Below are 11,579 nucleotides of genomic sequence, written 5' to 3' on the forward strand. Positions count from 1 at the left end.
GCGTGCGCCGCCGCCTGACCGTGGTCTTCCTCGTGCCGCTGATCGTCGTGCTCGTCGCGCTGGGCGGCGTGACCGGGTGGAGCGCGGCGCGCAGCGTCCAGCAGTCGTTCTACGCGGAGCAGCTCGGCGACCTCGGCTACTTCGCGACGAGCGCCAGGCAGGCGCTCCGCTCCGGGAGCCCGGCGGTGATGGACGCCGAGGTCCGCCGCTTCCAGGAGGTGTACGGGATCGAGGTGACCGTGTTCGATCTCACCGGCAGCCCGTGGGCGGCGGGGGATCACGGCGACACGGTCCTGTCGGAGGAGGACGCGCAGCGGGTACGGCTGGCGCTCTCCGGACGCCGCGCCGAACAGCCGACCTCCTCCGCATGGGTCGTGTCCGACGCGGCGCTCGTGGAGCCGGTGTTCGACGACGGCGACGTGATCGGCGCCGTGCTCGTGAGCGGAGGAACGGAGACGCCGCAGACCGTCATCCTGCGCCAGACGCTCGTGCTCGGCGTGATCGTCGTGCTGCTGTGCGCGCTCGGCATCCTCCTGGTCGCCGGGCTGGCGCGCTGGGTGCTCTCCCCGGTGCGCCGCCTCGACGAGACGATGGCGGCGATCGAGCGCGGGGAGATGGACGCCCGGGTGGCCGAGGGCACCGGGCCGCCCGAGCTGCGGCGCATGACGCGGGTGTTCAACGGCATGGCCGATGAGATCGAGCGCGTCATGACCCGGCAGCAGGAGTTCGCGCTGAACGCCTCGCACGAGCTGCGGAATCCGCTCAACGCGTTGCTGCTGCGCGTCGAGCACCTCGCGACGGGCCTGGGACGCGAGTGGGACCACGACGTCGAGGAGACGAGGGAGGAGGGCCGGCGGATGACCCGCATCCTGGAGACCCTCCTCGGACTCGCCCGCGGCGGTCGCACCGACTCCACGATGTCCGCGGTCGATCTGGCCGCTGTCGCAGCCCGCCGGGTGGAGGCCTGGCAGGAGGTGGCGGCGCAGCGGGCCATCGGGCTGCGCCCCACGGGGGAGCCGTCGGTCATGACGATCACCGACCGCACCATCGTGGAGAGTGCGCTCGATGCCGCGATCGACAACGCGGTGAAGTACTCGCCGGAGGGCTCGTCCATCGAGGTCGGCGCGCGGCGCGTGGGCGGCGAATGCCACCTCACCGTGCGCGACCACGGCCCTGGTCTGTCTCCGGAGGACGCCTCGTCGGCGGCGGACCGCTTCTGGCGGAGCGCGGACAGCGGCGACATGCCGGGGACCGGGCTCGGGCTCGCGATCGCGACCGACCTCCTCGCGACGGTCGGGGGCGAGCTGCGGGTGCGCGGCGCCGATGGCGGCGGGCTCCTCGTGGCCCTCGTCCTCCCCGCGGAGGCGGCGGCATGAGCGGGCGGGGACGGCGTGTCATGGCCGGGATGCTCGCGCTCGTGACGGCGGTCGCGTTGAGCGCGTGCAGTCCGCGTTCCGAGGGATGGACGGACACCGTCGCCGTGATCGCCGCGGGCAGCCCCACCGGGGTCTACCACGACTACGGCAGTCGCCTGGCGGCCGAGCTGTCGCGCGAACTGGACGTCGACCTCACGGCGGAGGAGACCGCCGGATCGGTCGACAACCTGCTGCGGGTGAGTGCGGGGGAGGCGCTCCTCGGCTTCGCGCAGGGCGATGCGGCGGCCGACGCCGTGGCCGGGACGGGAGCCTTCGCCGAGCCACTGGACGTGCAGGCGGTCGCCCGTCTCTACGACGAGTATCTGCAGATCGTCGTGCGCGACGACTCGGCCCTCGACGACCTCGCGGACCTCGCCGGGGGGACGATCTCCCTCGGGGCCGAGAACTCGGGGGTGAACGTGATCGCGACCCGGGTGCTGCACGCCGCCGGCGTGGCCGCGGATACGATCGACGATCCGCAGCTCGACCTCGGCGGGTCCATCGCCGCCATGGAGCGCGGGGAGATCGACGGCTTCTTCTGGGTGGGCGGACTGCCGACGCCCGGCATCACCGATCTGGCCGAGACCGTCGACGTCCGTCTGCTCCCGGTCGAGCAGGACTGGGTCAATGCGGTCAACGAGCGGTACTCCCATGCGTATCGGCCCGCCGACGTGCCCGCGGGCACCTACGGCCTCGATGCCTCCGTGATGACGTTGGCGGTGCCGAACTACCTCGTCACCGCCGGAAGCACCCCGCCCGGCGTCGTCCATGATCTCGTCGCGGGCCTGTTCGCGGCGCGCACCACGTTGGCCGCCGACGTCCCGGCGGCAGCGTTGCTGGACCGGCGGTCCGCGATCTTCACCGGGCCGGTGCCCCTGCACCCCGGTGCGGAGGAGTACTACCGCGGCCTGCGCCGGTGACGGGCGTCCCCTCAAGAAATCCTCAAGATCCCTGACAGGCGTCGGCGCGCTCTGCCAGGGTGAGGTCGATCGCACACGATCGGACACCTGCTGCCTGCTGTCGCTGGGAGCGTGGCAGCAGGGCGATCCCGCGGCCCGAGGGGGCGGGCCGTGGGGCGCCCCTGCGAGGATGCATTGGCGCCGCGATCAGGTGATTACGAACGTGTAAACCTCACCGTGGTGCCTGGAACCGCGCGCATCGCGTGGCTAGTTTGGAGAAATGATGACCTCTGAAACCCCGCTCGTCGTCGTCGAGAACGTCCAGAAGCACTACGGCGAGTTCCAGGCGCTCAGCGACATCGACCTCACCGTCAACGCGGGGGAGGTCGTCGTCGTGATCGGCCCCTCCGGCTCGGGCAAGTCGACGCTCTGCCGCACGATCAACCGCCTGGAGACCATCACCAGCGGCTCCATCCGCATCGACGGCAAGGAGCTGCCCGCGGAGGGCAAGGCGCTCGCGCACCTGCGCGCCGACGTCGGCATGGTCTTCCAGTCCTTCAACCTCTTCGCGCACCTCACGATCCTCGAGAACGTGACGCTCGGCCCGATCAAGGTCCGTGGCCTGAAGAAGTCCGACGCCGAGGCCGAGGCGATGATGCTCCTCAAGCGGGTCGGCGTCGCGCAGCAGGCGAACAAGCTCCCCGCGCAGCTCTCGGGCGGCCAGCAGCAGCGCGTCGCGATCGCGCGGGCCCTGGCCATGCAGCCGAAGGTCATGCTCTTCGACGAGCCCACGAGCGCGCTCGACCCCGAGATGATCAACGAGGTCCTCGACGTCATGGTCGAGCTCGCCCAGGAGGGCATGACGATGATCGTCGTCACCCACGAGATGGGCTTCGCCCGCAAGGCGGCCGACCGCGTCGTCTTCATGGCGGACGGCCGGATCGTCGAGGAGGCCACGCCCGAGGAGTTCTTCACGAACCCGAAGAGCGACCGCGCCAAGGACTTCCTCTCGAAGCTCCTCACGCACTGACTTCCCAGACCCAGCACCCACAGCACAGCACACGAAGGAGACGCACATGCGACGCACACGGACACTGGCCGGATTCGGGATCGCCACGGTGGCGCTGCTCGCGCTCACGGCCTGCAACAGCGGCACGCCGTCGAGCACCGGCACGTCGGGCAGCGACGAGGGCGACGCCTCGAGCAGCACGCCCTGGACCATCGAGGAGGATGTCACGATCGAGGGGAGCCCCACGTTCGACCGCATCTCCTCGTCGGGCACCGTCAAGGTGGGCGTCAAGGAGGACCAGCCCGGTCTCGGCTACCTCGACCCGGTGACGAACGAGCGCACCGGCTTCGACGTCGACATCGCCCGCTGGATGGCGGCATCCCTCGGTGTCGACCCGGAGAAGATCGAGTTCCAGGCGATCGCCTCCGCGAACCGCGAGCAGGCCATCGTCAACGGCGACATCGACTACTACGTCGGCACCTACTCGATCACGGACAAGCGCAAGGAGCAGATCGCCTTCGCCGGTCCCTACTTCGTCACCGGCCAGGGCCTCCTCGTCGCGGCCGACAGTGACATCGCGAGCGTCGACGACCTCGACTCCTCCACGACGGTCTGCTCGGCGACGGGTTCGACGCCGATCCAGAACATCAAGGAGAACTACCCCGAGGTGAAGACGAAGGAGTACGACACGTACTCCAAGTGCGTCGAGGACCTCAAGAACGGCCAGGTCGACGCCGTCACGACCGACGAGGCGATCCTCATCGGCTACGCGGCCCAGGACCCCGACAACCTCAAGGTCGTCGGCGAGCCGTTCAGCGAGGAGCGCTACGGCATCGGTGTGGCGAAGGGCGACGACGCGCTCGTCGAGTACTTCAACACCCAGCTCACCGACGGTGGTGACATCTGGCAGCAGATCTTCGACAACAACCTCGGCGCCTCCGGTGTGAAGGCCGAGCAGCCCGAGGTCGACCCGGTCGGTTGATCTCCCCGGGGGCGGTCGGTCCAGCCGGCCGCCCCCGTCCTCCTCGGCGTCGATCTGACGCGGAAACGAACCGAAAGGCACAGCAGTGGGAGTGATCTCGGACCACCTCGACCTCTGGGGTGAAGCGCTGTGGGGAACCATCGCGCTGTTCCTCGGCGGTGGCCTCATCGCCGTGGTGCTCGGACTCATCGTCGGAGCGGCCCGCGTGTCCCCGGTCCCGATCGCGCGCGGCGTCGGCGCCGTGTACGTGAACTGGATCCGGAACACCCCGCTCACGCTGGTGATGTTCTTCTTCGCGTTCTGCCTTCCGATCCTGCTCGGGGAGCGGGTCAACTCCCTGCTGCTCGCCACGATCGCGCTCGGCATCTACACCGCCACCTACGTCGCTGAGGCGATCCGCGCCGGCATCAACACGGTGCCGGTCGGACAGGCGGAGGCGGCACGGGCCATCGGCCTCAACTTCGGCCAGGTCATGCGCTTCGTCGTGCTGCCCCAGGCCACGCGGTCCGTGGTCCCGCCGCTCATGAGCGTGCTCATCGCCCTCATGAAGAACACCACGGTGGCCGCCGGCTTCTCGGTGGTCAACCTCGGCACGATCCGAGCGGCACTCAGCGAGCGGGGCGAGAACGCCCTCGTCGTGCTGCTGTGGGTCATGGTCATCTTCGTCGTGCTCGTGCTGCTCCTGAGCTGGGTGCAGCGCGTACTCGAGAACAAGTGGAGGATCGCGCGATGAGTTCCGTCCTGTTCGACGTCCCCGGGCCTCGCGCCGTCGCCCGCAACCGGATCATCGGCGCCGTCACGATCCTCGTCGTCCTCGCCGTGCTCGGCTGGGTGGTCTGGCGCCTGTACGCCACCGGCCAGTTCTCCGCGGAGAAGTGGAACATCTTCACGTACTCGGCGGTCTGGGTGCGCTTCGGGGAGGGGCTGCTCAGCACGCTCTCCGCCTTCGCGGTCGCCGGTGTCGGTTCGATCGTGCTGGGCTTCGTCCTCGGCATCGGCCGCCTCTCCGAGCACGCCTGGGTGCGGGAACCGGTGCGGTGGATCATCGAGATCATGCGGGCGATCCCCGTCCTGATCCTCATGATGCTGCTGTACTACGGCCTCCCGGTGATCGGTATCCGGATGCCCCCGTACTACGCGGTCGTCATCGCGCTCATCGTCTACAACGGCTCCGTGCTGGCGGAGGTGCTCCGCGCCGGGATCGAGTCGCTGCCGCGCGGGCAGAAGGAAGCCGGCTACGCGATCGGCCTGCGCAAGACCGGGGTCATGTACTTCATCCTGATCCCGCAGGCCGTCCGGGCGATGATGCCCGTGATCATCGCGCAGCTCGTGGTGGCCCTGAAGGACACCGCGCTCGGCTTCATCATCACGTACCAGGAGCTGCTCTACGTCATCAACCAGATCGGCAACCAGGCGCCCTACGGGTCGCCGCTGATCCCCGCCGCGATCGTCGGCGGCTCGATGTACGTCGCGGTCTGTCTGGTGCTCTCCTACGTCGCCTACCGCCTGCAGCGCCGGGCCAAGCGCTCGGCCAAGGCCGGTCCCGTGGAGCCGGACCCCCGCCAGCACGACGGCGAGACGAACACGTCGCTCATCGTGATGCAGCGGGGTCTCGGTAAGCACGACAGCAACAACTCCGGCGGACTGGCGGTGTGAGCCACGACCGGCGCGGGACGCCTGTCCCGCGCCGGTAGACTCGACTCCCGTGTCAGAGTCTCCGGAAATCACCCCCGAAGCGGTCGAAGCCGCTGTCGCCGACGCCCTCGCGGCGATCGAGGCGGCCGCCGACACCGCCGCGCTGAAAGCCGCCCGTGCGGCGCACGTCGCGGAGGGATCGCCGCTCGCGGTCCTGAACGCCTCGATGCGCCAGGTCGCCCCCGAGAACAAGGCCGCGTTCGGCAAGCTCGTCGGTCAGGGCCGCGGTCGTGTGAACCAGGCGCTCGCGGCGAAGGAGGCCGAGCTGGCCGCCGCGGAGGTCGCCGCGCGTCTGGAGGCCGAGCGCGTCGACATCACCGCCGTCCCGTCGCGGACGCGCGTGGGCGCCCGCCACCCGCTGGCCCTCCTGCAGGACCACGTCGAGGACATCTTCGTCGGCATGGGGTGGGAGATCGCGGAGGGGCCGGAGCTCGAGCACGAGTGGTTCAACTTCGACGCCCTGAACTTCGACGTCGATCACCCCGCCCGCCAGGAGCAGGACACCTTCTACGTCGACCCGACGTCGCGCCACCTCGTCATGCGTACGCACACGAGCCCCGTGCAGGTGCGATCCATGCTCGACCGCGAGGTCCCCATCTACGTGCTGTGCCCGGGCCGCGTGTACCGCACCGACGAGTTCGACGCCACGCACCTCCCGGTCTTCACGCAGTTCGAGGGCCTGGTCGTCGACAAGGGCATCACGATGGCGCACCTCAAGGGCACGCTCGACCACTTCGCGAAGCAGCTCTTCGGTCCGGAGGCCAAGACCCGCTTCCGCACGAACTACTTCCCCTTCACCGAGCCCTCCGCCGAGCTCGACCTGTGGCACCCGACCTTCAAGGGTGGCGCGCGCTGGATCGAGTGGGGCGGCTGCGGCATGGTCAACCCGAACGTGCTGCGCGCGGCCGGGATCGACCCGGAGGTGTACAGCGGCTTCGCGTTCGGCATGGGCATCGAGCGGGGCCTGATGTTCCGCAGCGATGTGCAGGACATGCGCGACATGGCCGAGGGCGATGTCCGTTTCAGCGAGCAGTTCGGGATGGTGGTGTGATGCGCGTCCCGCTTTCGTGGCTGCGTGAGTACGTCGATCTGGCAGCGGATGCCACGCCCGAGGACGTCCTCGCGGCACTGGTGACCGTCGGCTTCGAAGAGGAGGACGTGCACCGGTTCGACATCACGGGTCCCGTGGTGGTCGGCCAGGTCGTCTCCGTCGAGCCGGAACCCCAGTCGAACGGCAAGACGATCAACTGGTGCCAGGTGGACGTCGGCCCCGAGCACGGCGGAGTCCGTGGGATCGTCTGCGGCGCGCACAACTTCGTCGTCGGAGACAAGGTCGTCGTGACCCTGCCCGGCGCTGTCCTCCCCGGCCCGTTCCCCATCGCCGCCCGCAAGACCTACGGTCACGTCTCCGACGGCATGATCGCCTCCGCGCGCGAGCTGGGTCTCGGCGACGAGCACAACGGCATCGTCGTGCTGAGCGACCTCGGCATCGATGCGCCCGTGGGCACCGACGCGATCGCGCTGCTGGGCCTCGACGACGTCGCGGTGGAGATCAACGTCACGCCGGACCGCGGCTACGCGTTCTCGGTGCGCGGTGTCGCCCGTGAGTACTCCCACGCCACGGGGGCGGCCTTCCGCGATCCCGCCGAGCGCGACTTCGCCGAGCTGCAGCCCGGCTCCGGACACACGGCCGTGGTGGACGACCAGGCGCCGGTGCGGGGCAAGGTCGGCGCCAGCGAGTTCGTCACCCGGGTCGTGCGCGACGTCGATCCGTCTCGGCCGACTCCGCCGTGGATGATCGCGCGCCTGAGCCTCGCCGGCATGCGGTCGCTGGGTGTGCTCATCGACATCACGAACTACGTCATGCTCGAGCTCGGGCAGCCGCTGCACGGCTACGACCTGGACAAGCTCACGGGCGGCATCACCGTCCGGCGCGCGACGCCGGGGGAGAAGATGACCACGCTCGACGGCGTGGAGCGGAAGCTGCACGTCGAAGACCTCCTCATCGCCGACGACTCCGGTCCCATCGGCCTCGCCGGCGTCATGGGCGGCGGCACCACCGAGATGAGCGACACCACGCGGAACGTCCTCATCGAGGCGGCGACCTTCGACGCGACGACCATCGCCCGCACGGCCCGTCGGCACCGGCTCCCGAGCGAGGCGTCCAAGCGCTTCGAGCGCGGCGTCGACCCGCTGATCCCCTTCGTCGCGGCCCGGCGTGCAGCCGACCTCATGGTCGAGCTCGCCGGCGGCACGCTCACGGAGGAGGGTGGAGCGCTCTTCGCCGAGGTGTTCGTCGCCGAGATCGAGCTCCCGCGCGGCTTCGTGCAGGGGCTGATCGGCGTCGACTACACCGACGACGAGATCACCGGCGCGCTGACGACGATCGGGGCCGAGGTCAGCCCTTCGACAGGCTCAGGGACCCAGGCCGAAGGCGCAGGGACCCAGGGTGACTCCGGGTGGACGGTCATCCCGCCGACCTGGCGCCCCGACCTCACCGACAAGTGGACACTCGCCGAGGAGGTCGCCCGCATCCACGGGCTCGACCGCATCCCCTCCGTGCTGCCGACGCCGCCGTCCGGCCGCGGTCTCACGGCACATCAGCAGGGGCGTCGCCGCGTGGTGAACGCTCTCGCCGCCGCAGGATTCGTCGAGACCCCGGCGTTCCCGTTCACGACCGAGGCGCAGAACGATCTGCACGGCTCCGCGTCCGGTGAGCACCTGCCCAGCATCCGCCTCGCGAACCCGCTCGACGGGCAGGTGCCGTTCCTGCGGCGCTCGCTCATCCCCGGTCTGCTGCAGACCGCGCACCGCAACATCTCGCGCGGGCTCACCGACCTCGCGCTGTTCGAGACGGGCGCCGTGTTCGTCCCGGAGCCGGGCGTGGAGTACGGCACCGCCGAGGTCCCGCCGCTCGGCGTCCGGCCGTCGGATGAGGTGCTCGCCGCGCTCGACGCCTCCATCCCGCCGCAGGAGCGCCACGTCGCGGTGCTGCTGACCGGCAACGTGTCGCCGCGCCAGCCGGGTCGTGCCGCCGAGGCCGCCGGGCTCGTCGAGGCGCTCGACGCGGTCCGCGTGATCGGGGCCGCGGCGGGCATCGAGATCGACGTCGTGCAGACGCAGCGCGCCGCGCTCCACCCCGGACGCACCGGTGCGCTCGTCGCCGCCGGCGAGGAGGTCGGCTACGTCGGCGAGCTGCATCCCGCCGTCGCCGAGGAGGCTGACCTGCCGGGTCGCGCCATCGTGCTGGAGCTCGACCTCGACCGGCTGCTCACGCTCGCCGGCGGACGCATCGTGGCGGCATCGCTCTCCACGTTCCCGGCCGCGACGCAGGACGTCTCGCTCACGCTCCCGGCCGAGGTGCCGGCGGGCGAGGTCCGCGCGGCTCTCGCGGAGGGCGCGGGTGCACTGCTGGAGTCCGTCCGGCTCGTGGACGACTACCGCGGCGAGGGCGTGCCCGAGGGATCGAAGTCGCTGACGTTCGCCCTGCGCTTCCGCGCCGACGACCGCACGCTGACCGCCGCGGAGGCCTCCGCGGCGAAGATGGCGGGCGTCGCCGTGGCCGCGGAGCGCTTCGGCGCCGCCCTCCGCGACTGACCGGGAGAGCGCACGGCCCCTTCCGGGGAGCCGTGCGCTCTCGCGATAGCGTGGCCGGATGACGAGCCTCCTCCTGCAGCCCACGCCACCCTCGGTCCCCGCCGGAGCGCGATCGCTCGGGGAGGGGCCGTTCCTCTCGCCGGGTGCGCAGCTCGACTGGCACTACCGCAAGCCGGGGTGGACCACGGGGGAGGCAGCGACCGTCACCCCCATGCGCGTCGTCCGTGACGATGAGCGCGGTCTCGTCGCGTGGCTTGCCGCCGGGACGCAGCAGGAAGGCCAGGGCACGCGGGACGGGGAGCGCATCCGGACCGTCCCGCTCGATCGGCGGTGGCGGGAGCCCCGGCGCCGGATCGTCGAGGAGTGGTGGGGCAACGGCATCCTGCGCATCGCGCCCGCGGGAGTGCCGTGGTCGGTCTGGCTGTTCTGGAGCGCGGCCACCGGGACGACGTGGGACTTCGCCGGCTGGTACGTCAACCTCGAGAACGCGCACCTGCGCACCGACAGTGCCACCTACACCTCCGATCACGTCCTCGACGTCGAGATCGCACAGGACGGGCGCGTGGCGATGAAGGACGAAGACGAGCTGGTCGCCGCCGTCGACCAGGGGCGGCTGACCGCCGCGCAGGCGGCGCAGATCGAGCGGCACGCGGTCGCGGCCATCGCGTCTTTCCACGCCGGCGACTGGCCGTTCGATCGGGAGTGGATCGACTGGCGACCGGACCCGTCCTGGAGCATCCCGGTGTTGGACGGCCTCGACGAGATCGTCGTCCCCTAACCGCTTCGGGGCCGCCCTCCGCGACGGCGCCGAGGCCGCGCGGGATCAGGCGTTCGCGCGGCATCAGGCGACAGCAGTGCCGGTGGCCTGTGCTTGCGCAGTGGCCTGTGCTCGCGTGGTGGGCTGCGCTCGCGTGACGCCTGTACTCGCGTGACGGCCTGTCCTGCCGCTCCGCTCTGAGCGGAGGCCCTTCCCCCGAGTCGTCGATCCTGATGACATGGGCACATGACGGATGTGCTGATCCTCGGGGGAACCGGATGGCTGTCGGGGCGCATCGCCGCGCATGCACTCGGGGCGGGAGCGACCGTGACCTGCCTGGCCCGCGGCGGTCGGCCGGCACCGCCGGGAGCGACCCTCGTTCTCGCGGACCGCGATGAGGATGACGCCTACGACGTCGTGTCGCGCAGGGACTGGGACCACGTCGTCGACGTCTCCTCCCGCGCCGCTCACGTCGCCGCGGCGGTCCGTGCGCTCGGCGACCGTCCGGCTCGGTGGACGTACGTCTCCTCGATGTCGGTGTATCGCGACGACGAGACGGTCGGGACCGACGAGTCGGCATCGCGGCACCCGGCGGCGCAGGCCGGTGAGGACGACGACTACGCGCGACAGAAGGTCGCGGCGGAGGATGCCGTGCAGGCGGGCGTCGGCGATCGCGCACTCCTCGTCCGGCCCGGCCTCATCGTCGGCGACGGTGACCCGAGCGATCGCTTCGGCTACTGGGCGGCGGCGTTCCTCCGGGCCCTGGATGAGCCGGTGCTGCTTCCACCGCTCGAAGGGCGCACGACGCAGGTCATCGACGTCGAGGACGTCGCTGCGTTCGTCGTGTCCGCCACCGTCACCGGTGCCGTGAACGCGATCGGCGACGTGCGCGACCTGGAGGACGTGCTCCGGACGGTACGCGCGGCCACGGGGCACGCTGGGCCGGTCGTCGTCGGCACGGAGGAGCGCCTCGTCGCCGAAGGCGTTGCGTACTGGGCGGGGCCGCGCTCGCTGCCGCTGTGGCTGCCGCCCGAGATGCGCGGATTCATGACCCGCTCGAATGCGCGGTACCGGCGCAGCGCGGGCCCGCTCCGCGCCCTCGACGAGACGGTGGAGCATGTCGTAGCGGACGAGCGCGAACGGGGCGTGGACCGCGAGCGCCGCGCCGGACTCACGCGGACGGAGGAGCGGGCTCTGCTCGACGCCCTCGCTCGCTAGACTGCGA

General features: G+C 70.8%; 10 protein-coding genes. All 10 read left to right on the top strand.

The features are described from left to right. Positions 1-2: 2 nt before the first annotated feature. The 10 genes from ACIGJI_RS17085 (at position 3) to ACIGJI_RS17130 (ending at position 11,572) form a co-directional block, all read left to right on the top strand. Positions 3-1,376, top strand: coding sequence for a HAMP domain-containing sensor histidine kinase (locus tag ACIGJI_RS17085; protein ID WP_363447830.1), 1,374 nt, complete (start codon positions 3-5; stop codon positions 1,374-1,376). Beyond that, positions 1,373-2,335: a TAXI family TRAP transporter solute-binding subunit gene (locus ACIGJI_RS17090; protein ID WP_292795585.1), complete on the top strand. Its 963-nt coding sequence runs from the start codon at positions 1,373-1,375 to the stop codon at positions 2,333-2,335. Before ACIGJI_RS17085 ends, ACIGJI_RS17090 begins: the two co-directional genes overlap by 4 nt. 262 nt (positions 2,336-2,597) lie before the next feature. Further along, a complete protein-coding gene (locus ACIGJI_RS17095; protein ID WP_060922536.1) occupies positions 2,598-3,344 on the top strand; it encodes an amino acid ABC transporter ATP-binding protein in 747 nt (248 codons plus the stop codon). A 46-nt stretch (positions 3,345-3,390) separates the two neighbouring features. Then, on the top strand, positions 3,391-4,305 hold the full coding sequence (locus ACIGJI_RS17100; protein ID WP_259954177.1) for a glutamate ABC transporter substrate-binding protein: 915 nt from the start codon (positions 3,391-3,393) through the stop codon (positions 4,303-4,305). 85 nt (positions 4,306-4,390) lie between these two features. Continuing rightward, positions 4,391-5,038 carry an amino acid ABC transporter permease gene (locus ACIGJI_RS17105; protein ID WP_062636670.1) on the top strand — a complete coding sequence of 216 codons (648 nt, stop codon included), beginning with the start codon at positions 4,391-4,393 and terminating at the stop codon, positions 5,036-5,038. After that, positions 5,035-5,961 carry an amino acid ABC transporter permease gene (locus ACIGJI_RS17110; protein WP_268776865.1) on the top strand — a complete coding sequence of 309 codons (927 nt, stop codon included), beginning with the start codon at positions 5,035-5,037 and terminating at the stop codon, positions 5,959-5,961. The genes ACIGJI_RS17105 and ACIGJI_RS17110 overlap by 4 nt, the downstream gene beginning before the upstream one ends. 49 nt (positions 5,962-6,010) lie before the next feature. Continuing rightward, positions 6,011-7,051, top strand: coding sequence for a phenylalanine--tRNA ligase subunit alpha (gene pheS, locus ACIGJI_RS17115; protein ID WP_259955181.1), 1,041 nt, complete (start codon positions 6,011-6,013; stop codon positions 7,049-7,051). Beyond that, the gene (pheT, locus tag ACIGJI_RS17120; protein ID WP_363447832.1) at positions 7,051-9,597 is read left to right on the top strand and encodes a phenylalanine--tRNA ligase subunit beta; all 2,547 of its coding nucleotides are present in this window, start codon (positions 7,051-7,053) and stop codon (positions 9,595-9,597) included. The genes pheS and pheT overlap by 1 nt, the downstream gene beginning before the upstream one ends. 58 nt (positions 9,598-9,655) lie before the next feature. Beyond that, entirely contained in the window at positions 9,656-10,375 is a 720-nt protein-coding gene (locus ACIGJI_RS17125; RefSeq protein WP_187661873.1) for a DUF402 domain-containing protein, read from the top strand. Positions 10,376-10,600: 225 nt separating this feature from the next. Further along, on the top strand, positions 10,601-11,572 hold the full coding sequence (locus ACIGJI_RS17130) for an NAD-dependent epimerase/dehydratase family protein (protein WP_363447834.1): 972 nt from the start codon (positions 10,601-10,603) through the stop codon (positions 11,570-11,572). Positions 11,573-11,579 lie beyond the last annotated feature (7 nt).

It is taken from the genome of Microbacterium sp. NPDC064978, assembly GCF_044543605.1.
In the GTDB taxonomy this organism is placed as follows: domain Bacteria; phylum Actinomycetota; class Actinomycetes; order Actinomycetales; family Microbacteriaceae; genus Microbacterium; species Microbacterium meiriae.

What these genes read in the sequence shown, in the direction of transcription:
- ACIGJI_RS17090 (WP_292795585.1), top strand. Translation starts at nt 1,373, where the DNA reads ATGAGCGGGCGGGGACGGCGTGTCATGGCCGGGATGCTCGCGCTCGTG.
- ACIGJI_RS17095 (WP_060922536.1), top strand. Translation starts at nt 2,598, where the DNA reads ATGACCTCTGAAACCCCGCTCGTCGTCGTCGAGAACGTCCAGAAGCAC.
- ACIGJI_RS17100 (WP_259954177.1), top strand. Translation starts at nt 3,391, where the DNA reads ATGCGACGCACACGGACACTGGCCGGATTCGGGATCGCCACGGTGGCG.
- ACIGJI_RS17110 (WP_268776865.1), top strand. Translation starts at nt 5,035, where the DNA reads ATGAGTTCCGTCCTGTTCGACGTCCCCGGGCCTCGCGCCGTCGCCCGC.
- pheT (WP_363447832.1), top strand. Translation starts at nt 7,051, where the DNA reads ATGCGCGTCCCGCTTTCGTGGCTGCGTGAGTACGTCGATCTGGCAGCG.
- ACIGJI_RS17125 (WP_187661873.1), top strand. Translation starts at nt 9,656, where the DNA reads ATGACGAGCCTCCTCCTGCAGCCCACGCCACCCTCGGTCCCCGCCGGA.
- ACIGJI_RS17130 (WP_363447834.1), top strand. Translation starts at nt 10,601, where the DNA reads ATGACGGATGTGCTGATCCTCGGGGGAACCGGATGGCTGTCGGGGCGC.